At 42.3% G+C, this 23,760-nt stretch carries 23 protein-coding genes, 1 tRNA gene, 1 pseudogene and 1 riboswitch; of the genes and pseudogenes, 12 read left to right on the top strand and 13 right to left on the bottom strand.

Annotation, left to right across the window (positions count from 1 at the left end; genetic code table 11):
- Positions 1-162: 162 nt before the first annotated feature.
- Positions 163-918 (top strand): enoyl-[acyl-carrier-protein] reductase FabL, encoded by a 756-nt coding sequence (gene fabL, locus AC6F33_RS06180; protein WP_480947515.1) that lies wholly within the window; start codon positions 163-165, stop codon positions 916-918.
- Between the two features lie 198 nt (positions 919-1,116).
- Here the strand turns inward: fabL and AC6F33_RS06175 are convergent, their stop codons facing one another.
- Complete coding sequence (locus tag AC6F33_RS06175; RefSeq protein ID WP_255747025.1) at positions 1,117-1,671, bottom strand: superoxide dismutase family protein; 555 nt, start codon at positions 1,669-1,671, stop codon at positions 1,117-1,119.
- 152 nt (positions 1,672-1,823) lie between these two features.
- On the opposite strand from AC6F33_RS06175, the gene mscL reads away from it, so the two are divergent.
- A complete protein-coding gene (gene mscL / locus AC6F33_RS06170) occupies positions 1,824-2,285 on the top strand; it encodes a large conductance mechanosensitive channel protein MscL (protein ID WP_255747024.1) in 462 nt (153 codons plus the stop codon).
- A 139-nt stretch (positions 2,286-2,424) separates the two neighbouring features.
- A complete protein-coding gene (locus AC6F33_RS06165) occupies positions 2,425-2,706 on the top strand; it encodes a hypothetical protein (protein ID WP_255747022.1) in 282 nt (93 codons plus the stop codon).
- On the opposite strand, the gene AC6F33_RS06160 is transcribed toward AC6F33_RS06165, so the two are convergent.
- Positions 2,696-3,190, bottom strand: a complete 495-nt coding sequence (locus AC6F33_RS06160; RefSeq protein WP_255747021.1) for an NUDIX hydrolase — start codon at positions 3,188-3,190, stop codon at positions 2,696-2,698. The two genes, AC6F33_RS06165 and AC6F33_RS06160, sit on opposite strands and share 11 nt — an antisense overlap.
- 215 nt (positions 3,191-3,405) lie before the next feature.
- Between AC6F33_RS06160 and AC6F33_RS06155 the strand changes: the two genes are divergently transcribed.
- The 3 genes from AC6F33_RS06155 to AC6F33_RS06145 all read left to right on the top strand — a co-directional run bounded on the left by AC6F33_RS06155 (position 3,406) and on the right by AC6F33_RS06145 (position 5,913).
- On the top strand, positions 3,406-3,681 hold the full coding sequence (locus tag AC6F33_RS06155) for a YdbC family protein (RefSeq protein ID WP_255747019.1): 276 nt from the start codon (positions 3,406-3,408) through the stop codon (positions 3,679-3,681).
- A gap of 280 nt (positions 3,682-3,961) precedes the next feature.
- On the top strand, positions 3,962-4,876 hold the full coding sequence (locus AC6F33_RS06150) for a 1,4-dihydroxy-2-naphthoate polyprenyltransferase (RefSeq protein ID WP_255747016.1): 915 nt from the start codon (positions 3,962-3,964) through the stop codon (positions 4,874-4,876).
- Positions 4,877-4,977: 101 nt separating this feature from the next.
- A riboswitch (FMN riboswitch) is annotated at positions 4,978-5,105 on the top strand.
- 205 nt (positions 5,106-5,310) lie between these two features.
- A complete protein-coding gene (locus AC6F33_RS06145) occupies positions 5,311-5,913 on the top strand; it encodes an ECF transporter S component (RefSeq protein WP_255747013.1) in 603 nt (200 codons plus the stop codon).
- 79 nt (positions 5,914-5,992) lie between these two features.
- Here AC6F33_RS06145 and AC6F33_RS06140 read toward each other — a convergent pair whose 3' ends face one another.
- Together AC6F33_RS06140 and AC6F33_RS06135 are read right to left on the bottom strand one after the other, a co-directional pair.
- Positions 5,993-6,088 carry a YjcZ family sporulation protein gene (locus AC6F33_RS06140; RefSeq protein WP_093673370.1) on the bottom strand — a complete coding sequence of 32 codons (96 nt, stop codon included), beginning with the start codon at positions 6,086-6,088 and terminating at the stop codon, positions 5,993-5,995.
- 98 nt (positions 6,089-6,186) lie between these two features.
- Entirely contained in the window at positions 6,187-6,699 is a 513-nt protein-coding gene (locus AC6F33_RS06135) for an acyl-CoA thioesterase (RefSeq protein ID WP_255747012.1), read from the bottom strand.
- A gap of 444 nt (positions 6,700-7,143) precedes the next feature.
- Between AC6F33_RS06135 and AC6F33_RS06130 the strand changes: the two genes are divergently transcribed.
- Entirely contained in the window at positions 7,144-8,115 is a 972-nt protein-coding gene (locus tag AC6F33_RS06130) for a 3D domain-containing protein (RefSeq protein WP_255747010.1), read from the top strand.
- Positions 8,116-8,400: 285 nt separating this feature from the next.
- On the opposite strand, the gene AC6F33_RS06125 is transcribed toward AC6F33_RS06130, so the two are convergent.
- The 3 genes from AC6F33_RS06125 to lplA all read right to left on the bottom strand — a co-directional run bounded on the left by AC6F33_RS06125 (position 8,401) and on the right by lplA (position 12,001).
- Positions 8,401-9,504 (bottom strand): D-alanine--D-alanine ligase, encoded by a 1,104-nt coding sequence (locus AC6F33_RS06125; RefSeq protein ID WP_255747009.1) that lies wholly within the window; start codon positions 9,502-9,504, stop codon positions 8,401-8,403.
- A gap of 143 nt (positions 9,505-9,647) precedes the next feature.
- Entirely contained in the window at positions 9,648-10,913 is a 1,266-nt protein-coding gene (locus tag AC6F33_RS06120) for a M48 family metallopeptidase (RefSeq protein WP_255747008.1), read from the bottom strand.
- A gap of 98 nt (positions 10,914-11,011) precedes the next feature.
- Positions 11,012-12,001 carry a lipoate--protein ligase gene (gene lplA, locus AC6F33_RS06115; RefSeq protein ID WP_255747007.1) on the bottom strand — a complete coding sequence of 330 codons (990 nt, stop codon included), beginning with the start codon at positions 11,999-12,001 and terminating at the stop codon, positions 11,012-11,014.
- A 225-nt stretch (positions 12,002-12,226) separates the two neighbouring features.
- Between lplA and AC6F33_RS06110 the strand changes: the two genes are divergently transcribed.
- Positions 12,227-12,877, top strand: a complete 651-nt coding sequence (locus AC6F33_RS06110) for a histidine phosphatase family protein (protein WP_255747005.1) — start codon at positions 12,227-12,229, stop codon at positions 12,875-12,877.
- An 80-nt stretch (positions 12,878-12,957) separates the two neighbouring features.
- On the opposite strand, the gene hemH is transcribed toward AC6F33_RS06110, so the two are convergent.
- The 3 genes from hemH to bcaP all read right to left on the bottom strand — a co-directional run bounded on the left by hemH (position 12,958) and on the right by bcaP (position 18,007).
- Complete coding sequence (gene hemH / locus AC6F33_RS06105) at positions 12,958-13,911, bottom strand: ferrochelatase (protein ID WP_255747003.1); 954 nt, start codon at positions 13,909-13,911, stop codon at positions 12,958-12,960.
- Between the two features lie 316 nt (positions 13,912-14,227).
- Complete coding sequence (locus AC6F33_RS06100; protein ID WP_255747000.1) at positions 14,228-16,378, bottom strand: transglycosylase domain-containing protein; 2,151 nt, start codon at positions 16,376-16,378, stop codon at positions 14,228-14,230.
- A gap of 216 nt (positions 16,379-16,594) precedes the next feature.
- The gene (bcaP, locus tag AC6F33_RS06095; protein ID WP_255746998.1) at positions 16,595-18,007 is read right to left on the bottom strand and encodes a branched-chain amino acid transporter BcaP; all 1,413 of its coding nucleotides are present in this window, start codon (positions 18,005-18,007) and stop codon (positions 16,595-16,597) included.
- A 306-nt stretch (positions 18,008-18,313) separates the two neighbouring features.
- On the opposite strand from bcaP, the gene AC6F33_RS06090 reads away from it, so the two are divergent.
- Positions 18,314-18,386, top strand: a tRNA-Ala gene (locus AC6F33_RS06090).
- Between the two features lie 19 nt (positions 18,387-18,405).
- Positions 18,406-18,576, top strand: a complete 171-nt coding sequence (locus AC6F33_RS06085) for a hypothetical protein (RefSeq protein ID WP_255746995.1) — start codon at positions 18,406-18,408, stop codon at positions 18,574-18,576.
- A gap of 8 nt (positions 18,577-18,584) precedes the next feature.
- Here the strand turns inward: AC6F33_RS06085 and AC6F33_RS06080 are convergent, their stop codons facing one another.
- Positions 18,585-19,091 (bottom strand): ClbS/DfsB family four-helix bundle protein, encoded by a 507-nt coding sequence (locus AC6F33_RS06080; protein WP_255746993.1) that lies wholly within the window; start codon positions 19,089-19,091, stop codon positions 18,585-18,587.
- A 356-nt stretch (positions 19,092-19,447) separates the two neighbouring features.
- Here AC6F33_RS06080 and AC6F33_RS06075 point away from each other — a divergent pair, with 356 nt between their 5' ends.
- Together AC6F33_RS06075 and AC6F33_RS06070 are read left to right on the top strand one after the other, a co-directional pair.
- The gene (locus AC6F33_RS06075; protein ID WP_480947519.1) at positions 19,448-21,388 is read left to right on the top strand and encodes an ABC transporter ATP-binding protein/permease; all 1,941 of its coding nucleotides are present in this window, start codon (positions 19,448-19,450) and stop codon (positions 21,386-21,388) included.
- Between the two features lie 52 nt (positions 21,389-21,440).
- A pseudogene (locus AC6F33_RS06070) lies at positions 21,441-21,626 on the top strand (GNAT family N-acetyltransferase); the annotation flags it as partial.
- Between the two features lie 64 nt (positions 21,627-21,690).
- On the opposite strand, the gene AC6F33_RS06065 reads toward AC6F33_RS06070, so the two are convergent.
- Together AC6F33_RS06065 and AC6F33_RS06060 are read right to left on the bottom strand one after the other, a co-directional pair.
- Complete coding sequence (locus AC6F33_RS06065; RefSeq protein ID WP_255746989.1) at positions 21,691-21,987, bottom strand: YggT family protein; 297 nt, start codon at positions 21,985-21,987, stop codon at positions 21,691-21,693.
- Positions 21,988-22,205: 218 nt separating this feature from the next.
- Entirely contained in the window at positions 22,206-23,561 is a 1,356-nt protein-coding gene (locus AC6F33_RS06060; protein ID WP_255746987.1) for a glucose-6-phosphate isomerase, read from the bottom strand.
- Positions 23,562-23,760: the final 199 nt, after the last annotated feature.

Here is a 23,760-nt window from a genome sequence, read left to right as displayed (position 1 = left end):
AGTTACCGGTAACTATTCTAAACGTATCATACCCTATTACAGGCAAAAGATCATGGTGCGATGATTCGTTTTTAAATATTTTTCTTGTCCTTCTTTTGAACCTTTTGTTATACTAAATCCGATTTATTTTAAATCGGATGGATGTTTTTAAAGGAGATTAACATGGAAAATAAAGTGGCATTGATTACGGGCGGGACCCGCGGGATCGGAAAATCAATTGCAGAAAAATTTGCGCAGAACGGATACAACCTTATTTTAAATTATGCACGTAAAAGTACGAACGCCGAGCAAACGAAGGAAGCGATTGAAAGTCAATATGGCGTCTCTGTCCATATTATGAAAGCAAATGTCGGTGAACTTGATCAAATTGACCAGCTTTTTGATGCAGTTGAATCTGCATTCGGTCGTCTCGATGTCTTCATCAGCAACGCAGCGTCCGGCGTTCAGCGTCCTCTTATGGACATTCAGGAAAAACATTGGGACTGGACGCAGGATATCAATGCAAAGGCCTACTTATTCGCAGCCCAGCAAGCAGCAAAACTGATGAATAAAACAGGCGGCGGCCATATTGTCGCACTGTCAAGTCTTGGCGCAGTCCGTGCGCTGCCGAACTATGTCGTCGTTGGTGTTTCAAAAGCGGCTGTTGAAGCGCTCACTCGTTATCTGGCTGTAGCGCTGGCGCCAATGAATATTACAGTGAACACCGTTTCCGGAGGCGCTGTTGACACAGATGCACTGAAGCATTTTCCAAATCGCGACGAACTACTCGATCAGGCAGCAAAACGCAATCCCGCCGGTCGGATTGTCGAGCCTGAAGATCTCGCTGAGGCCGTGTATTTTCTTTGTACTCCTGCGGCATTCATGATCCGCGGTCAAACAATTACAGTCGACGGAGGGCTTTCCCTTCTTGCGGATTAATCCGCGTTACGTCTTAAAAACCAAATACATTCCCTGTCGACAATCGCCTGTTTTCTTTCAGGCGATTGTTTGACGTTCAGTCCACCTGCTCTCAATAAGAAGTATCGGAAAATGCGGTCGTTGGTAATGAAATTTCATCATGTTCAATTCGAATGTTCAAAAAAGAACCGGAGGATAAATCTCCGGCTCATCTTTTTCTTATTTAATTACACCGCATAATATTCTGTCTCCTGAGTTTCCGGAAGGATCTGTCATCTGATCGTCGCCTCTTTCATGAATGATTAAGGCGGAACCATCGGCATCTCTTAACGAATTTGGTTTACCCTCTTGCAACGTTACCATTGAATTGAAAAGTACCGTTTTTACATGACCATGGCTGTCCGCAAAGATATTCATCATATCTCCCGCATGAGGTCCCATTGGATTCTTCAACCCATGTTTTTTGTGTTCAGGATTAAAGTGACTGCCGGCAGACATGAAATCTGGAGGTGTACAGCTGCCATATTCATGAAAGTGAATCGCATGGATACCCGGTGTTAATCCGTCCGCCTCCAGTTCAATTCGAACGCCCTTTGGTGTCTCAGTTAACGTTGCCGTGCCCATTTCTTCATTTTTTGCATTAATTAACGAAACAATCAGCTTCCCGCTATGAATATCCTTAGCGTTCGCTTTCATTTCGGGGTAGTGCTCATAAGCGATCGTTGATAATGCGACAATCGCACAAAGCAGATATATGAATTTTCGATACTTCACCCGAATCGACCTCCTAACTGTAGGATGCACCGATTCATTCTGTTTTACTCTAGAAGATAAAGAAGAGAAGGGATTTCTTTAAAAAAAATGGCGAAAATGCTATGATTTTATTTATAGTCATTCTAAAATTTCACAGAAACCGGAGGACACTTATGAAAACAATGAATGAATTCAAAAAATTTTTGGCACGCGGTAATGTGATTGACCTTGCCGTGGCAGTGATTATTGGGGCTGCTTTTGGACAAATTGTCAGTTCTCTTGTTAAAGATATTGTGATGCCGCCAATCGGCTTGTTGCTTGGAAAAGTTGATTTCAGCAATTTATATCTAAATTTATCCGGTCATGCATACAGCAGTCTCAGTGCAGCTCAGAAAGCTGGGGCTCCAACCATTAATTATGGACTCTTCCTTAACAATGTTATCAATTTTCTCATTATCTCAGTGGTCATCTTCTTTGCAATTAAGATACTGAATAAGACAACACCGAAAAAAGAGACAACAACAAAAAAATGTCCATATTGTCTATCATCGATTCCGATTAATGCGACAAAATGTGCAAACTGCACAGCTGATCTTCCGGATGAGACAACTGAACAGCCTATTCATTCTCATTAAAATAATAAAAAGCTTCGGAATTGATATAATTCCGAAGCTTTTTCATCTCGAAAAATTTACATTTGATCTCCCATTTACGACTTCTTTATGTATAATGAACTGTGGTGAATGAAAATTGAACGAAGGTTGATGTCGTCCTATGAATCGTTTGACAGTATTGGGCATATTACTCATTGCCTGCGGATTTTTCCTTTTCTTCTTAAAAAATAACACAGCCTTCACACGTATCATTCATTATCGAATAAAAAATCCGAGTCGTTTTATTTTGACGAGCAGCATTATGATTCTGCTCGCCGGTGTTTATTCAGTCTTAGCTCCCGTTCTGTCTGTCATGATGGGTGCCGATTATTGGATTCTTTACTTTATAGGACTTCTCGGCTGTATGATGCTTCTGATCCTGTTCTTGCTTCCTAAATCGTAACGAACTCCGGTAAGGGTCGAATCTCGGTTTTAGCAATCACGTTTCCTTCAAATGTACAATGGTAATCTGCAGGATCACTGCTCCCCACATCAAGCACGCGTCTCATAAAAAAACGAATAGTCGGGACGGTACCGAAATTGTCTTCTGACAAAACCCAAGAAACATCTTTGAACGCAAGAATGCCTTCACGAGTCGCACGCGGCAGATCAGTCAATTCATCACGCGACACATTGGCAATAAACACATACATTCCTTGAGCAGGCTCAACGTCTGGATTCCATGTGACAATTCCGCGAAATACGGGTGAAGTTAATTTGATGCCTGTCTCTTCCCACACTTCACGAATGACACAGTCCTTCGGAGATTCACCCTGCTCCAGTTTACCGCCGACACCATTCCACGCACCTTGCCATGGTGATTTTTGACGATTAATCATAAGCACTTTATCTTCATATTTCAAGAACGCTAATGTGTAGCTCAACATTTAGCTGTATCTCCTTTTCAGCGAATCTTTTCTATAAAACTACTATACCGTAATTGTCATTTAATTTTCTTATAGTATACCAAAAATGTGATCAAGTCATGAACAATGTAATTCCCATAAATAATTATCTGATAAATGCAATTGACAGAACGTTTGTTTGCATATAAACTATTATCAGAACATTTGTTCAAATAAAATGAAGAGGTGATTGTCGTATGGCGGATTCAAATTCAGAAGTAACCTTCAACATCGTCGAACACTATGGCGTACTTGCCACTGAAAACAGTGGCTGGACAAAGGAATTAAACCTTGTCAGCTGGAATACCCGCGAAGCTAAATATGATATTCGGAGTTGGGCTCCCGACAAGAAAAAAATGGGACGCGGCATTACGCTGACCGGAATTGAATGTGATGCGCTGAAAGGCTTGCTGAATAAACATCACACTCAGTTCACAAATCCTCCGGAAACAAGTCAAGCCGCACAATCATAACACAATTTTTTCTTCGTTATTTTCATTCCAAGCGGTCTTCCTCTCTGCCCCATATCTTTCTTTTGCTCATGCATCATAACCTTATTGTTGAACTCCTTAATTTTGAACCATTTTCCAGATGCATCTTATTGACACCAACAACTTTATTCCATAAACTTAAAAAGAAAATAGTGTCGAATTGGTGACAATTATTAGAAAAGCTCGTCCTTTGAATCTATGAAACTAAGGAATGAGTTCAAAATAGGAAACACGTAAGAATTTTGTAGTGGGAGAGATTATAATGGGGGAATTAGCACCCGAAAGAAATACTGGCTTTAAAAAATGGTGGTTCATGCTTCGGCCCCACACATTATCCGCTTCTTTTGTTCCGGTTGCACTGGGAACCGCACTCGTACTGCCAATAAAAAGTCCTGATTTAGCTTTGTTTCTTGCCATGCTGACCGCCTCGATGCTCATTCAAATTGCAACGAATTTATTTAATGAGTATTTCGATTTTAAGCGAGGTTTAGATAATGAGGAGTCGGTAGGAATTGGCGGAAGCATTGTCCGCGATGGATTTCATCCGAAAACCATTATTCGACTGGCGTTCACGCTTTGTTGCATTGCCATGCTTATCGGCATCTATATTTGTGCAAACAGCAGCTGGTGGATCGCTCTTGCAGGTTCAATATGCATTCTCACCGGCTATCTTTATTCCGGCGGTCCTTATCCGATTGCTTATACACCCTTCGGCGAATTAATCTCCGGTCTTTTCATGGGCGTATTCATCATCTGGATCTCCTTTTTTATCCAGACCGGAACGCTGACTTTGAATTGTGTGCTGATCTCGATACCGATTGGCATACTGGTTGGCGGAATTAATATGGCAAACAATATACGCGATCTCGCTGGGGATCAGCAAAAAGGCAGACGGACGCTTCCGATCTTACTCGGTCGGCCAAAGGCAATCACATTGCTTGCAGGTTTATTCACCTTTTCTTATATCTGGATCTTTGGATTAATGATCCTAGGTGTCGAATCAGCTTGGATGCTCCTCGTATTCGCCAGCCTCCCAAAGGCAATTCAAGCAACCAAATTGTTTCGTAAGAAAACGAAAGCCATCCAGATGGTGCCTGCAATGAAAGCCACTGCACAGCTTCAAACTTTATTCGGCATCCTCCTATCTCTCGGACTTGTTCTCGATTACTTTATCTGAAACAGTCTGAGATCAAATTATTAGATTTGCATCGATAATTAAAGTCGATTATATTGCTGTAGCAGTTAAATTATTGTATAATACGAGTGTAATTAAATACGAAGTTCCTTCAGGGCAGGGTGTAATTCCCGACCGGCGGTATTGACAAACAGTCAGAGTCCGCGAGCCGCAAGGCAGATCCGGTGAGAAACCGGAACCGACAGTAGAGTCTGGATGAAAGAAGGATGATGCGACAGTATTTTTGTATTCTTCGCATTCTTTTCGCTGTGCTTCTGCACATCGATTTTGTTGAGCCCAAAGGAACGTTCCTTTGGGCTTTTTAATGCGTCTGGAACATGAAAATCCTGAAGAGCTGTACGGTTTTTACCACGAACCGCGCATAAGCCAGAAATGCTGCGCATGATCCCCAATACTACATTTATGGGGGTAATTACATGAACACATCTTTGAAGAAATTGGTACTGATTTCATTACTTTCTGCACTTGGTTTTCTGATTATGTTGATCGCTTTTCCCATTCCATTGTTTCCAGTATTCTTAACCATGGACTTTAGTGATCTGCCTGCATTGATCGGTGCACTTATTCTTGGACCGGGTGCAGGTATCGCCATTGAAGCGATCAAAAACATCCTGCATGTCTTGTTGACCGGATCGCTTACTGTTGTTCCAATCGGTGAATTTGCCAATTTTACTGCGGGCTCACTTTTCATTTTAGTAACTTGGGCATTTTATCGCCGTAAATCAACGTTTGTCTCGCTCTTGCTTGGCATGATATCGGCAACCGTAGTCATGACTGTGATTATGTCCATCCTAAACTACTACTTGATCTTCCCTGGATATGCTCTGTTTCTCGGTTTCAGCATCGACGCCACTGTTGGAATGGCACAATCTGCGAACCGAAGCATACACAACCTGCTCACGCTGATTGTTTACGGAGTCATGCCGTTTAACTTGCTTAAGGGTGTTGTGCTGACATTAATTATGATCCCGATCAGCCAGCGACTAAAGAAATTTATTCAAAAACGTATCGCAGCATAATTATATAGAAATAAAACACCCGCGGAAATCAATTCCGCGGGTGTTTTATTATTTCAATGTGCTCTTTTGCTTCTAGTCATTAATAAACGTAGGCTGTGCCCACAATGATCAACAAAATGAACAGAACAACGATTAACGCAAAGCTGCCGCTATATCCACCGCTTGGTGCACCCATATCGTCACTCGCCCCTTCATATATATTATTGAGCATGTGTCCCTTACTCAACACTACATGTTATGCTTATGACGCCATTTGGTGTGGACACAAGACAGTTATTCCCAAGGCTTCTTCAGCGTCAGCTCTGAGGTGAATTTCTTCGTTTGCTGTCTGCGCTCTTTCCGATTCAAGTAACGTCCTTCTGCACTTTCAAATAGCAGCTGCTCTTCTTCGCTCTCAGGAATGACTTTAGGAACAGCATTCGGCTTTCCTTTATCATCAAGTGCTACAAAGGTCAAAAAACACGTTGTGCATAATTGACGTACCCCGGTTCTAAGATTTTCATCAATTATTTTGACGAATACTTCCATGGATGTATTGTGGCTCCAGGTGACAAATGCTTCTAAACAAACCGATGAACCGGTATAGATCGGCCGCAGAAAATCAACCGAATCAATTGAAGCTGTAACGACAAGGCTTCTTGAATGACGTGTTGCAGCAATTGCAGCAATATTATCCACATACATCATGAGCTTTCCGCCAAAAAATGTACCATGATTGTTCGTGTCATTAGGCAGTACGTGTACTGAGGTTACCGATAATGATTCTCTAGCTTTTTTCGCTTGCATCGTTATCCTCCATTCATAATCCATAAATAATAGGAATGCCATCTTCGATCAAGGCATGTCCGTCATCAATGTGTCCATGCAAAAAAAATCAACGTTCTTAAATAAAAAACCTATTTCTAATACATCATAACTCTTCTTAAGATTATTTGCGTTCACTTATTTTTAAAGAAATGAAAGTTTCTGTCGAAAGATCTGCGACTAATCATTAACTTGGACAGAATTCTTCTTTATTTCCAATTTAAATAGGTCCTTAGGCCCTTTTACCACTAAAAATAGTAAAAAAATTAGCGGAAAATGTATTGACAAAATGATTAATAGTGATCTTGTGTTACAGAACTGTAATGTTGTTAAAACATGCCTGAGACATTCAACGTCTAGAATAGCCCTTGGATGTTAGCCATGGATTCAGGCCATGGCTTGATCACCTAAGGAGGTTTTCACTGAATGAATATCATTAAAAGGCTGACGGCAATGACGAGCTTAACGGTATGCCTCGGTGTGCTCACACCAACGACCATTGTTTTCGCCAAAACGAACAGTACAAATGATAATCACATCATGAAAAGTAATGATTCTGAACAAACACATGCAGTTGGTTTTGCAGCAAACGCTCCGAGCAGTCAAACAGACAATCAGGAGATCAACATAATTTTCGGAAATAGTTTGCTTCAACAGGGCGATTCCGGTCCGGAGGTGGCGAAGCTGCAAGATGAGTTGCAGCAGCTCGGTTACTACGGCGGAGATGTCGATGGTGTTTTCGACGAGCAGACCTATGAAGCCGTTAATGCTTTAGAGTCAAATCGTCAGGATTCAGAAAACGGTATAATCGGTTCAGATACAAAAACTGCTCTTTACACCGTTTACCGTAATACGGATGAATCCAAAGAAAATCAAAAAAAGCTTGTTGAAATTAAAATTCAGGAAAAAAAAGATGCAAAAGAACGCGCGCGTAAGGCTGCAGAAGAAAAAGCCAGGAAAATAGCTGAAGATGCGGCTCGACAAGCAGCTAAAGATGCGGCAAAAGAAGCCGCGAAAAAAGCCGCTGCTGAGCGTGCAAGCGCAAATGCATCCAAAAAGCCGCAAGTCACTAATACTTCCTATAAACCGGCAAATCCGCAGCAAGAACAATCTGCTCCATCAGGTAAATCAATTACCGTTGAGGCAACAAGTTATTCGCTCGGCGGACGTTCAGCTACAGGAATTGATTTCAGCAGCAATCCGAATGCCAAAGTGATTGCCGTTGATCCGAGTATCATTCCTCTCGGATCTCGAGTTATGATTCCGGGCTACGGTGTTTATACTGCCGGGGACACTGGTGGCGCGATTAAAGGAAATCGGATCGATGTCCATTTTGCTTCCCGTGACCAAGCGCTTAATTTTGGACGCAGGAGCATAACGATTACCATTCTCCAATAATATTATGAATCTCAAAGGCTTGGCTGACATATTCAGCCAAGCCTTTTCTATAACCCTTGTATTCTTTGGGCTGTGGACTGAAGGTGTTTAGACAGCCATACAGCTCGTCCAACCTGATTAAGCAACTTTTAAACAAAAGCAAACAAGAAAGAGCTTCTGCCATGCCACAGGGCTGCTGTAATGGACTGCTCAACCGAATCGTCATTTCATCTCTTTATGTACATGCACATCAAAAACACCGGTGATCTTTCTCACCGGTGCCTTTGCCGCTTTGGAGATATCCTGCTACTTTTCAATTTGATAATGAATGTGCTGTTTATCCTGATATATTTCCAATCCGAAGTCAACAAGCTTTTCAATTAATTGATGATAAGGGAGCCCTGTATGCTGCCAAAGCAGCGGGAACATGCTAAATTGCGTAAATCCGGGCATTGTATTGACCTCATTGACAATGACACGCTGATCCTTTTCACGGATAAAAACGTCAACACGTGCAAGCCCCGAAAGGTTCAATGCGACAAATGCACGTTTCGCCATCTCTTCAAGCTCCGCTTTTACTTTATCAGGCAAATCAGCTGGAATCACTAAAGTACTGTTTCCTTCATGATATTTCGACTGATAATCATAGAATGCTGCATTCTTCGTAATAATCTCGCCCGGAACAGAGACAGACAAATCATGATTGCCAATTACGCCAATTTCGACTTCGCGCCCGGCAATTCCCTCTTCAACAATAACCTTTGAGTCATAAAGGAATGCTTCCGTAATTGCTGCTGAAAGCTCTGTCTCACTTAGGCATTTGCTGATCCCGACGCTTGAGCCTCCGTTTGCCGGTTTGATAAAGCATGGATAGCCGATTGAATTTTTCACCTTAAGAATCATTTTCGGTGCATCATTTTTCCAATTAAATCGAGTTATGGATTCATAATTCGGACCGGGAATGTTGTGCGCGCTGAGTACATCCTTCATCATCACTTTATCCATAGTGACGCTCGATCCTGAAACACCGGAACCTACATAGGCGATATTCAGCAGTTCAAACATACCTTGAACCGTTCCATCCTCTCCATTTGGACCATGGAGGAGCGGAAAGACAACATCCGGTCGTCCAACAGCTGCGCTTGCAGGTGCTGACGGCGCAAGCCAGTGCTCAGCAGATGACTCCGCTGTGGCGTTTTCCTTAAGAAGTAATTGATGTTTGTACTCAATTTTTCCTTTGATTTCATCGCCGGCAATCCATCTTCCGTTTTGCTTAATATAGACAGGAAGCACTCGATACTTTTCTTTATCCATCGCATTAATTACGGAAAAAGCCGTAAGCAATGAAATTTCATGTTCTGTCGACTTTCCACCGTATAAAACTGCGACTGTCTTTTTCTCATTTTTCATCATAAATTCCTCAATTCCATAGCTGTAATGAGAATGCAGTATTCCATGTAATCGTTACCATTCAACAGTTACTTAGTTTATCACAATCCACTCGGGAGAAGAACGCTTTCTTGAAAAAATACAGGCTTCATTGGCTCAGATGATTATTTATTGATTTTTACATGCTCTAAATAAATAATACGCTCAAGCATCGTTGGATGATCATACTGAATCCATTTTACCAATGCCGGTGGATCCATTTCGCTAAGACTTGACGCGGACAGTTTCTGAAAGGAAGAGATGGCTGCTTTTTTATTTTGAGTCATTTCAATCGCATATTCATCTGCTTGGTGTTCAAAATGGCGAGACACCATATTTTGAACCGGATCACCTGCAAAAGACAAAAGTGACAAAATTAACAGCAGCATGGGCAGTGCAGAAAGATCACCGGGATGAACAATGTTCATTTTTGTCCCCCAACGTGCGCTCGCCCATAAATGTACTTTAGCAGCGATCCATAATGTAATCAATAAACCAATCAACGCCGCCGCGGTGCCCCAAATGATATGATGCATCACATAGTGTCCCATTTCATGTGCCATGATAAAAAGGACTTCAGCATGACTGAGCCGATGAACAGTCGTATCCCACAGCACAATACGCAGGTGAGACCCGATTCCGTTAACATAGGCGTTCATTGCGTTGGTCTCATTCGACATGTCCACCTCGTAGACATTATGCGCGGGAATGCCTGCTTTCGAAGCCATTTGAAGAATTTCCGACTTAAGCTCGCCATCTTGAAGACTCTGAAAATGGTTATACAATGGATCAATGACCACTGGCTGCAGATACATGATAAATAAGATGAATGGAATCGACAGCAGCCATGCCGGAAACCACCAGTTTTTCGGATATCGGCGAATCAAGAAAAAAACGGCGCTCATTGCAACAAAGCCGATCAGCGTTCCAATAGCGGTGCTGATCCCTTGATCTTTCAGCCAGTCCGAAAGCGGCTGAACAGAAACCCCGTAATGAAGTGAGAGCTGGTAAGACGCAAATTCAACCGGCAAGAAAACCAATGCAGAAATAACTGCCAAACCGACGTAGCATAGGAACATCTGTACAATAAAAAATGATGATAAACGCTCTGAGCACTTTCTCAGCCACAATGAGAATCCGCCGATCAGAACAAACAGATAGACACCCCACTCCAGCGGTATGGAAGCAAAGGAAAGAAAATGCCGCCAAGCATTAAGACTGCCGCTTTCCGCCAGCTGTTTCCTGTTCATGAACAAGGAGGGATCAGCTGCAGTCCCTTTCATAGTTGCCGGTATACCTGACTTCGACCAGACAAAAAAATAAGCAGCCATCACGAGAAGATAGACGGTATATAAAGCGATAAACCATCCTATCACTTTTTTTCTCTTCAAGAAGGATCCTCCTCTTCTGCTACACTAATGATTGTCCGTCTTTAAACTGGGACGGGCTACTATCAATTTAGTCTTAGTGAGGTCTATTTAGAACATATTTAGAAAAGAGCAGCGAGCAATTCCTCTTCTCCCAACTTTCCGAAATAGTGGTGACAATCAATCGACGTTAGTTTTTCAGAAAGGACACTCTGATCATATCTTACCCCAATCAGTAATTTTTCAAATTCACGAACATCACCAACACCGAAAAAATCGCCAAAAACAGAGATTTGTTCAATGACACCCTTTTTTACATTCATACGAAAGTCCACACGTCCACCCGGAAAACGCTTTGCTTTATGCACATTGAATTCAGGTGACTTCCCATAAACCCAGTCCCAATTGCGATAGCGTCGTTTGGCAATATTGATGATGTTTGTCCAGTCATCGTCAGTCAGCTGGTATTCAGGTATATGATCCTCACCTTCAAAAATATAGTGAAGCAGTTCTGCTTTAAATTGGTGAATATCCATATCTTTTGTTAAATGCTCGCGAATATTGGTCACCCGGCTACGCACCGACTTAATGCCTTTTGATTCATATTTCGCCTTGTCCGGATGCAAGGCTAGTGTTACATGATCCAGATCGACATCAAAAAGCAACGTTCCATGACTGAAAATCCGTCCTTGAGTGACAAACTGTGCATTACCCGAAATTTTTTTCCCGTCAACCGTAAGGTCATTGCGGCCCTCAAGCTTTGCATCGACGCCCATATGATGTAGCGCACGAATCACTGGTTCTGTAAATTTCCTATAATTATTAAAGCTGTCTCCGTCGTCCTTCGCAATAAAGCTGAAGCTTAGGTTGCCCGGATCATTGTACACAGCACCTCCGCCTGACAAACGGCGAGTCACCGTGACCTCATTCTTCGTAATATAATCCATATTAACTTCTTCCACCGCATTCTGATTGCGTCCAACAATAACCGTTGGAGCCATTCGGTAGAACATTAAATAGGTTTCATCAATTGATAAATGCTTTAATGCATATTCCTCAAGAGCGAAATTAAGCGTTTGATCAAGCATATCGCGATTATTCAAATAAATCATGTTGTGTAGTACCTCCCTTTACTTTTTGGGTTCTCCTTTTTCATCTTAATTCCCTTTGTGATTCGCGTCTAGCAGGATCATGTAAGCAGATACAAATTCTTTCGTTCTTAAAAAATCGCTCACACCTCGCTTTACAAGAATAGGCAAGTTAGGATAATCTAAAATAGATTGATTTCTATAGAATGACAATAAAATCGCTTTAAAACTGTCAATGGGAGGATATAAATGAAAACCATTTATTTCGTAAGACATGGACGGACTTTATTCAATCAACTTTGGAAAGTACAGGGTATTTCGGATACCCCGTTAACGGACATCGGTGAACAAAAAGCTGCTGAACTTGGTGCGCTTTTTAAGTCACAGGACATTTCTTTTGATGCTGCTTATACAAGCGATCTGGGGAGAACAAGGCGTACATCCAGGCTGATACTCGATCACTCGTTAAATCCCGAACTCGTACCAATCGAAACGAATAATCTTCGTGAAGTGAGCTTTGGCAAGTTTGAGGGGGATTCGAATGACTTGATGTGGGGAGCAGTCAGTGATGCCTTGGGCAATTCGGAACTTCGCGGCGACTCTCCTGATGAAATAAAAATTAATTCTCTTGAATCACTGAAAGAATTGGACACAACCGGATTGGCCGAAAGCTATGACGATGTTAAAGGACGTATACGCGCTATTCTCAGTGTTCTGGCACACAGCGAAGAGGAAACCATTTTAGCGGTCAGCCATGGTCTCTATATCAGTTGTCTTATTTATATGCTATCCGATGAAAAAATACATGTTTCTTCTATTGAAAATACAAGTGTCACAAAAATTGTATTCGAAAACGGTGTATTCAAAATCGCTTATATCGGTCGTACTGAAAATCTATAAGAAGCAAAAAAAAAATGCCTTCAGGCTATACGGCCTGAAGGCATTTTTTTGTGTTATAGCTTTTGTGGATTCATTGATTCTCATTTTGCTGCCAGAAACAGATGCGACCGGCAAACGTTCAAAACGGCTGAAGACAATGCGTCGATAAAGAGCGGATCTGTGTCAGGCATCTGCGGACGATGGTAGTTTGCACCAAGTGATTCGACAAGTGCACGACATTCTTGATCATTATCATAGAGTACCTCTAAATGCTCAGCGACAAAACCAATCGGGCAGAAAATAAAATGCCTATACTCTTCTTTTTTGTGAAGCGCACGGATTTGATCAAGTACATCCGGTCCAAGCCATGGATCGGGTGTTTTTCCTGCACTCTGCCATGCCTGAGCATAATGCTTTATCTCCGCAGCATGCACAATTGCTTCCGCCGTTTCCTTTATTTGTTCCGGATAAGGATCACCATTTTTAATAATTTTTTCTGGAAGACTGTGAGCAGTAAACAGGACAACGGTTTGATTACGTTCACTTTCTGAAATGTCTTCAAAAGCCCTCAGCACGGCCTGCTTCCAAAAATGGATAAACTGTGGTTGATCAAACCAGCTCTTTATCGATGCAATAGTTATCCCGCCAAGCTCCCTTGCTTTAGCTTGAGCGCGATCAATATAGGATTGAACACTGAATCGAGAATAATGCGGCGCCAGTGCCAAAGAAACCGCTTGTTCAATACCATCACTGCGCATCTGAGTCACGGCATCTTCAATAAACGGATGGATATATTTCAAACCAAGGTAAGCGTGAAATTCATAGTCCACTTGTGCCGCGTTCAATTGTTCAGCTAGTGCATCAGCTTGATCACGCGTCAACCTTGCTAACGGTGAGACGCCACCAATCGCTTCATAACGGCGAGCAAGATTATCTATTTGTTTATCACTCGGTTTTCTGCCATGACGAATGGCGGTGTAATAGGGAATAATATCTTCTTTTTTATAGGGTGTGCCATAAGCCATCACAAGCAAACCAATCTTTTTTCTACTCATTGTATACAGAACCTTTCATTGCTTTTTACGGAATTGGCAATTACTTTAGCCTCAACCACTGAGGCTTCGAACGATGTAATAGAGAATATTTTTTCACATGCTCTATTTTATATCTTTTTAGGGTAAATGACGAGAAATCCGACAATGGACATGAAATGAGACTAGAAGCTTTGTATGCCAAATGGAAAATGTTTATCGGACATCTGCGCGACAGGTCGTCCATTCTGAATTATCTTTTGAACCCAAATGAAAACGGAATGGGAAAAGCAGCAAAGAAAGTGCACTGTACTGTACTTTTCTTTGCTGCATTATTCTATCAAAGCTTGGAGAACCAATTGAGTTCGACTGAAGGCGATGCTGCTCCAGTTTTCCCTGTCTGCGAATTGTAAGGGACGACATAGTAATTCTCTTTGCTCATCGGATTAACAAAGTCAATTCGATAGGTGTTTTTCCCTTTAACTTCACCTTTTAATATTTTCTTTCCATCCGATTCGGCATAAACTCGATAAACAATTCGTTTATCGGAACCTCCATTCCAAGTAAGCTGCAGTGCAGGAAGTGCATACTTACCAAGAATTCCTTTTGCCTGCAGCTGTGTTACCGCTGCCAAGCGAATCGGCTCATCGAGATCGTTGACATGCTTCGGTTTCTCGAACGTAAGCTTGCGTTCATTAGGCATACTGTTGATCACCGATTTATATAGTCTGACCGCGTCATTGCTTGAACCCGTTAAATACTGATTTTTATTCGTTTGGTCATAACCGATCCACACAGCACCAACCGCATCAGGTGTGTAACCGACAAACCATGCATCACGCAATCCATTTTTCGTGTATGCTGTTGATCCCGTTTTTCCAGCAATCTCGGCCTGACTGTATCCTGCTTGGCCTGTTCCGTTTTTCATAACCGACTGTAACATGCGAGTCATGTACCATGCCGTTTGTTCCGAAAATATTTTCTTTGCTTTCGGTTTTGCCTCGCCGATCTTTTTCCCTTGATGATCATAAATTGCCTGAATAAAATAGGGATCAGATTGACGTCCGCCATTATCGAAAGCTGTATACGCAGAAGCCATTTGCAGCGGTGAGACACCTTTAGATAAGCCGCCGAGCGCAATCGCCAAACCGTTGTCCGGCAGATTAATACCCATCTTCGATAAATAGGACTTACTTTTCGAAATACCGATCCGGTTGAGAAGCCAAACCGCCGGTGCATTTTGCGAAACAGTAACCGCGTCATACATCGTTATTTCACCGGTATAACTGCCGCTGTAATTTGTCGGCTTGTAGCTGCCGTAAGCGACTTTTTTATCTTGAAGCATTGAATAAGGCTGATACTTGCCCGAATCGAGTGCCGGACCGTAGACAGCCAACGGCTTAAAGGATGAACCCGGCTGCCGCTTGTCATTCACTCGATTGTAACTGCCTCGAACATAATTTCGACCGCCTTGCGCCGCGAGCACACCGCCGTTTTTATTCATCAGGACAAAAGAGCCTTCTGGCGTTTGATTTGGATTGCTGCCTTGAAAATAAATGTTGTTCTTAAATGCATTATAAGAAGCAGATTGTGCCTCCCGGCTCATCGGCACAACTATTTTATATCCGCCGCGGATCAGGTCGTCCGTTCCAATGTGATACTTTTTCGCCGCTTCTTCTTTGACTAGATCCATATAAGAATCAAATTCAGGATGCGTTTGAATCTTATGGATGTTCAGCCCCAGCGTTTTACCTTTCAACCGCACCGATTGTTCGGCAGTCAGGTAGCCATTTTTCTCAAGCAGCGACAGGACTAGATTGCGCCGCTCCAATGCCTTCTTTGGATGCAAAATCGGTGAATAGCCATTTGGTCCCTTTGGAAGTGCTGCCAAAAGAGCGCCTTCTTCTTCTGTTAACTGGCTGACATCTTTATTAAAGAAAAACTCAGATGCCATTTGAACACCGTAAATGCCATGACCAAAATAAACTTGGTTTAAGTACATTTCCAAGATTTGTTTCTTGCTGTATTTTCGCTCAAGACTGACGGCTATGGCCGCTTCCTTGAACTTTCGAAACCATGTCTTTTCATTAGAAAGATAGGCGTTTCTTGCCAGCTGCTGAGTAATCGTACTTGCGCCTTCTGCTTTATCACCTGCCATAACATCCGTTACCAATGCACGCATGATGCCGCGAAGATCTATGCCTGAATGTTTATAAAAACGCTGATCCTCAGTCACAATGAACGCATTCTGTACGTGCTTCGGAATCTTTTTCAAGGTGACTGGATCACGATTTTCAGCATAGAGCCTTGAGAGTTCATGCCCTTGCTCGTCAACCACTACTGATGTCCTGCTCAACACCAGCTTCTCATCATCTGTATAATGGTTGCCAAGTAGAAGAACAAAGAAATAGAAGAGAAGTCCGACGATTGCCGCGCCTAATATGAAATAACCAATTTGGAATAAGCGCGTGTACAGTATCTCCCTGTCCATTCGTCTTCCCCACCTTTCAATCAACCGTTTAGATCCTTACTATGTAGTCTTTACCATATCTCATTACACATTAGCAAAAAATACAAATGAGACATCATTTTACAAAAATTTTTCACAGGTTCATTGCTATAATTTCATCGTTAAGAAAAAACAGCCTGTATCCACAAGGGAAACAAGCTGTTCTCTCTATTCTTATTTAAAATGTTATCCGATTTATCAAGCTTTTTCTTGACTGGATGATTGGGTATCGCGAAGCAGCGTGCTGTGACGACGACCATAGAAGAAATAAACAATCATACCAACTATGAACCAAATAACAAAGCGCCAGAGTGTCGCTGTCTGCAAGTGAATAATCAGATAACCGCAGGACAACACGGCGAGAATAGGAACAAGTGGTACCAATGGTGTTCTAAAGCCGCGTTTCAAATCAGGTCTTCTTTTACGAAGCACAATGATGCCAATTGAGACAATAACAAAGGCGAACAGCGTGCCGATATTAGCGAGTTCGGCAACAATTCCGATTGGCAGAAAGCCGGCCGTGATGATCGTGACGACAGCTACCAAAAGTGTTGAAGTTACCGGTGTCTGATGCTTCTCACTGACCTTGCCAAGTGCTTTAGGAATCAATCCATCACGAGCCATAGCGAAAAAGATACGCGTTTGGCCGTACGTGATGACGAGCAATACTGATGTAATGCCGCAAATCGCACCAACAGAAACGAGTGCCGAGCCCCAGTTAATTCCAATTTGCTGCAGAGCAAACGCAACCGGAGCAGCTGTATGCTTGAACAAGCTGTATTTAACGACACCTGTCAAAATTCCTGATACAACAATGTATAATGCCGTACAGATTAATAGTGAATAAAGAATACCTTTAGGCAGGTTCTTTTGAGGATTCTTTGTTTCCTCAGCAGCCGTAGATACGGCATCAAAACCAATGTAGGCGAAAAAGATAACCGCTGCGCCGGAAACGACTCCGTTGAAGCCGAACGGCATAAACGGATGCCAGTTTGCAGGTTTCACATGCCAAACAGCCAGAACAATGAACAATGCAATAACGATCAACTTTATTGCAACGATAACGCCGTTTAAATTTGAAGTCTGGCGGATACCAGAAATCAGCAGCCAGCAAATTAATGCAATGATAATCATCGCCGGCAAATTGACTACACCGCCGTCTAGAGGTGCCGCAGTAATTGCCTTTGGTAAATCAATGCCTAAACTGCTCAGCAGCGTGACTGCGTAGCCTGACCAGCCAATCGCAACTGCACTGATCGCAACGGCATACTCAAGAATTAAATCCCATCCGATAATCCATGCCCAAATTTCACCAAGTGCAGCGTAGCTGTACGTGTATGCGCTGCCGGCAACCGGAACAGTAGAAGCAAATTCCGCATAGCATAAAGCAGCAAAGAAACAAGCCAATCCGGATAAAATGAATGAAATAATTAGTGCCGGTCCGGAGTAGGTTGCTGCTGCAACACCGGTAAGGACGAAAATGCCGGTGCCGATAACAGCTCCGATGCCGAGCAGAGTAAGATCCATCGCGCCAAGCGCTTTCTTTAATCCCTGCTTACCTTCTGTTTCCGCAATCAGGCTGGCAATCGGTTTTGTTTTAAAAATACTCACTACCAACGTCTCCTCTTATATGGATTAAAAAAAATTTCATAGACAATTATAACTCTAATGTTAGGAAATGTGACGTAAAAAGATTATATTTTATTACAAAATTTAAATATTTTATTGACTAAAGATTTAAATTTTGGTAATATTTTTAAATTTCGTTTATTATTTAACACAATCTCATGATATTTTAAAATAAATGCTAAAGTAAAAAGTTTACATCCACAAACAGATAATGATATAACCGCCTTTTTTGATACAGGGTTGACCAATTTTTCTCTCGGCAGTATAATCTTTGTCGTGGTCTTTTATGGGGCATTAGCTCAGCTGGGAGAGCGTTGCCTTCGCATGGCAGAGGTCAGGGGTTCGATCCCCCTATGCTCCACTTTCTAGAGAGCCGTTGCATGATTTTTGTGCAACGGCTTTTATTGTATCCGGAAACAGTTGAATACATGCTAACCGTTCATTCACGCTTAATTAAGCCAGTGATCAATGACGCATTGTTAGATGGCGGTATATCTTTTTCCCTGCTCACCTTCAATCCTCTCAGACCATTCTTCCATCAGATTCTGTAACAGCCAACTTAAATATTTCTTTTCCACTTTCTGATTTTGGTCCTGAAACTCCTAAATGGTGCGACAGAATTAATATGAATCCATTTCCACATCGGCCAATTTGCACTAGTCACCGTCCACCTTCGTATACCCGGAACAAAAAGTTCTTCATCACTCAAGCCATTAACCCATCCGCACCATGTTTCAATCTTATCTCTAAACAATGCACGAAGCTCCTCCAATGAATCATTGGCGTAGTGCTGATAAAACTGCTGATAAAGCATTCCTAGTTGATTCCATTTGTAATCAGGGGTTGGTGTAATCACCTGTTTCCCAGCTAATTCATCTTCCTCCCAGCTCATCACGAGCGTCAGCCATCCAATCTGATAAGCAAGCATTTCCTGTGGTGTTCGATCCACTTCATCAAGGCGAATGTTCCGGTTCGCTTCAGGAACATTTTCAAATTCTTGATCAAAAAGTCGATATGTTTTTCGAATTTCATCAATTAATGCTTCTTTGTTTTCATAACCTGTCATTTCAAAACTCCCTAATTATTTTTTTAAACTATTATAACAAGATGAACAGGACAACGGACTAATGTATCACGGACAAACAATCGTCGGCTGATTCATTGAGTAGTTATGGGAAGTTCAATAATTGGTGGAACGCATGACAATTGTCATTTCTAATTCGGATAAACATCACTATTTTGCCAAATTCCTATTGGTTACACTTAAATAGCGATGAGAATACGTCTTTAGGCTTAGAAACATTTAATGCCTCAGCACGGTTAAACATTTCATATCATCCATTATGCTATGGATGGGCAGTAAAACATAAGAATAAGAAACTCTCGCGAACATTCAAGCGGGATAATAACTGGAGGAACCCAATGAGCTACATTGAATTAAAAGACATTCATAAGTCGTACAAGCTTTCCGGAAAGCAGACATTTCCCGTTCTTCATGGGGTCGATTTAAAACTTGAACGTGGGGAGTTTGTCTCTATTCTAGGCGAATCCGGCGGTGGAAAATCAACGTTGATGAATATCATCGGTGGTATGGACAAGGATTACACTGGTGATGTCCTGATCAACGGCAAGGCATTGCATCAGATGAAAGAAAAAGAGCTGGATGATTACCGTAAGACAAATGTCGGTTTCATTTTCCAAAGCTTCAATCTGATCAATCACATGACTGTTCTGAATAACGTGCTGATCACTCTGAAAATGACGACGATGTCGGAAAAGGAACGCGTGGCGCACGCCAAGGACCTACTAACGACTGTCGGACTCGGTGACCATCTCCACAAAAGGCCGAATCAGCTCTCCGGCGGTCAGAAGCAACGCGTGGCGATCGCCCGCGCACTAGCGAATAATCCGGATATTATCCTTGCTGACGAACCGACAGGAGCGCTTGACAAGAAGAACAGTGAGCAGATTATGGAGCTTCTTGACACAATTGCCAAGCAAGGCAAATTAGTCATCACGGTCACACACTCGCAAAAGGTTGCAGACTACGGAACACGCATCATAAAAATTGACGACGGGCGGATCGCTGATGACATCCGTCTCAAAGATGCCTATCCGCTGCCTGAACATCGCGAGGAACCGAAAACAAAAAATTTGAGCATGCCCGCAACATTTAAAATGGCCCTTGACAATATTCGCCACAACTTGAAACGAAATTTGCTCGTTACGATTGGCGGATCGATTGGTATATTCAGTGTCATCATTATGCTAGCATTGGGCAGCGGTGTGCAGACCTACCTTCACGACGAAATCATGAAAAATATAAATCCTACGGTCGTTCAGCTCACCAAGAAAGGAATCTCGCAGCAAGACGGCGAGAGCAGCCAAATTAAAAAATCCGCTGCAGTTTCAGAAGACGATCTTGCGAAGATGAAAAAGATCAATCATGTCACATCAGCGGAAAAAGTACTCTGGCTCTCCTCAACACGCATTAAGCTAGGCAGTAAAATCGCTATCCCACAATATTTTCAGACTGTAGATGGAGCGATTCCTGAAAAAGATTTAGCTAAGGGAAGCCATATCCCAGGGGCAAACGAAATCGGGTTGAGCAAAGACATCGCTAAGCAGCTTTCGAAAAAACCAAACAGTCTGATTGGAAAAACCGTTACTTTCTATGTCAACATGACGGACAAAAATCAACAGCCGATCGTCATGCAGAAAAAATTGAAAATCTCAGCCATTTTTAACGGAAACGCGCAAATGGGCCTGCTCACAGCTGACTATGGTACATTGCAGGATATGTACGATAAGCAGAAACTGACGTTAAAGGCGAATATGGCAACCGTCAAGATCGACAAAATTGAAAATGTTAAGACCGTCCAGAACTACTTTAAAAAGCATGGCTACACGCCAAACGGAGCCGGCGCATTTCTTGATTCACTGACACTCTACATTTCCATCGCATCCTATGTCCTTGCTGCGATTGCCGGTATTTCGCTTCTGGTCTCAGCAATCATGATCATTGTCGTTCTGTATATAAGTGTTTCTGAACGGACAAAGGAGATCGGCATCTTACGCGCGATCGGCGCACGGCGCAAGGACATTCGCCATCTTTTCTTCTCGGAAGCGAGTTTGCTCGGCTTATTCAGCGGAGCAATCGGAGTTGGGTTGGCATTTATTGCCGCCGCAATCGGCAATTATTTCGCCCGTCCGCATATGCACGTGTCCCTGCTTGATGTGACACCGGGCTTTGTCCTTTTCGGATTAATGATAAGCATACTGATCAGTGTCATTGCCGGCCTTGCCCCTTCTTCTAAGGCAGCCAACCTTGATCCGGTTGAATCATTACGTAAATTTGATTAACGGCTTCAATACGATCCCCTTTTATTTAAGGGGATTTTTTGTTACACTGTTTGCCTGGGCTGATCAACAAGGGATAAAAAGAATCATGTTGAATGTGCTTGAAACCAACACTAACGCCATTACTCTGTATAAAAAAATGGGATTTGCTGTTGAAGGCGTGCTCAGAGAAGACAAAAAGCTTTCCGATGGCAACTACTACAGCACTATAATTATGGGACGATTGAATAACCATCATTAATTGCGAGCAAAAGGTTGCACGTAAAAAAACGGAGCACCTACGCTCCGTTTTTCAGCAGTTATTCTTATTTTATTTTAAGGATGGCCAAGATCTTTTGGATCCCGAATCCGATAATGCTATACACAATTAAAGCGAAGACTGCAGAAAGATCGAGGCTGTGCTCATTAAAGACAATTGGATGAAAAATGCCTTGAAAAGGCTTAAGTATCGGCTCACTCAGACTGTTAAGCAGATTCACAAAAGGTGTCGGATTTGCACCGAAAAATTGCAGCAAGATATATAAAACAATGACAACTTGAACGAATGTTAAAAGGATGCTGATCAATTTGGGAAACATTCCGGTAGAGTTTCTTCGTTTCACGTGTCCTATTCCCTTCCTTTCCGAATCGTTTACAAAGCATGTCCGTCAAGGCATCACTGCACTATATGTTAAGGGATAATGTGACCTTAGTCAAACCCCAAACCGTTAATCACCTTTCCACCTTACACGAACAAACAGTCTATAACATACGGAATATCTCCAAAAAAAAAGAAGCTCCACCCCTTTATGAGGCAAAGCTTCTTATATTATCTGGAAAATCAATGATTCAATCGTGCTTCAAGTGTTGCTTTTTCTGCTTCATAGCCAGGCTTGCCGAGCAGTGCAAACATATTCTTTTTATATGCTTCAACACCCGGTTGATTAAATGGATTCACGCCGAGCAGATATCCGCTGATCGCAACTGCTTTTTCGAAGAAGTAAATCAGGTAACCAAAGTGATAGGCATTCAGTTCAGGAATGGTCACCACGAGCTGCGGCACTTGACCGTCCGTATGTGCAAGACGCACACCTTCAGCAGCTTTTTTATTAACGAAATCCATCGTCTTGTCAGCAAGAAAATTCAGGTTGTCCAAATTTCCTTTTTCTGCTTTGATCGTCACATTCTTTCTTGGTTCGCCTACAAGCACTGCCGTTTCAAACATTACGCGACGGCCTTCCTGTACAAATTGTCCAAGTGAATGAAGATCCGTACTGAAATCAGCTGAAGAAGGGTACAATCCCTTGAAGTCTTTGCCTTCACTTTCTCCGAAGAGCTGCTTCCACCATTCTGAGAAATAGTGCAGATGCGGTTCAAAGTTGACAAGCATCTCAACCGATTTGCCCTTATTGTATAGAATGTTACGAACCGCTGCATATTGATAAGCAGCGTTTTTGCTCAAATCAGGTTCGCTGAAGTCATTCTGTGCATCTCTTGCGCCGGTCATGAGTTCATCAATATCAATTCCGGAAGCAGCAATTGGCAGCAGACCGACTGCCGTCAGCACTGAAAAGCGTCCGCCGACGTCATCCGGAATAACAAAGGATTCGTACCCTTCGTTGTCAGCAAGAGTTTTTAACGCACCTTTTGCTTTATCTGTGGTCGCATAGATTCTGCCCTTTGCTTCTTCTTTACCGTACTTATTTTCAAGAAATTCACGGAATACGCGGAACGCGATCGCAGGTTCAGTCGTTGTTCCTGACTTAGAAATAACATTAACCGAAACATCCTTATCCTTGAGCACATCAAACAATTCATTCAAATAGGTTGAACTAATGCTGTTGCCTGCAAAGAATACCTGCGGTGTTTTGCGTTCTCCTTTCGGAAGAATGTTATAAAATGAGTGGTTAAGGGTTTCAATTGCCGCGCGGGCACCCAAATAGGATCCGCCGATACCAATAACTACTAAAACATCCGAATCTGATTTAATTTTCTCTGCTGCTTTCTTAATCCTGGAGAATTCTTCTTTATCATATGCAGTTGGGAGATCAAGCCAGCCAAGAAAATCATTGCCTGCTCCGGTTTTTTCATGAATTGCTTGATGAGCAGTCGATACTTGCGCTGTCAGATAATCCAATTCATGTTGTGCAAAAAATGAAAGTGCATTGCTGTAATCAAAAGCAACTTTCTTGCTCATTTCATCGGCCTCCAATACTCAAAATAATTCCTCCTTAACTGTACAAGACCATGAGGGCAAATTCAAGTCATGATTCCCTTTTCTTTCATCAAATTGCAAACGATTTCACAGATCATTCACTAATTATATTTTATTCAATCATCATTTTTATGAATAGATGTGGGAAAAAAAGCCATGCTAGTCATGCACGCACATAAAA

Source organism: Sporolactobacillus sp. BBK16-2 (assembly GCF_059878335.1).
Note: the sequence above shows the minus strand (reverse complement) of the source record. Positions and strands in the feature narration are given on the sequence as shown.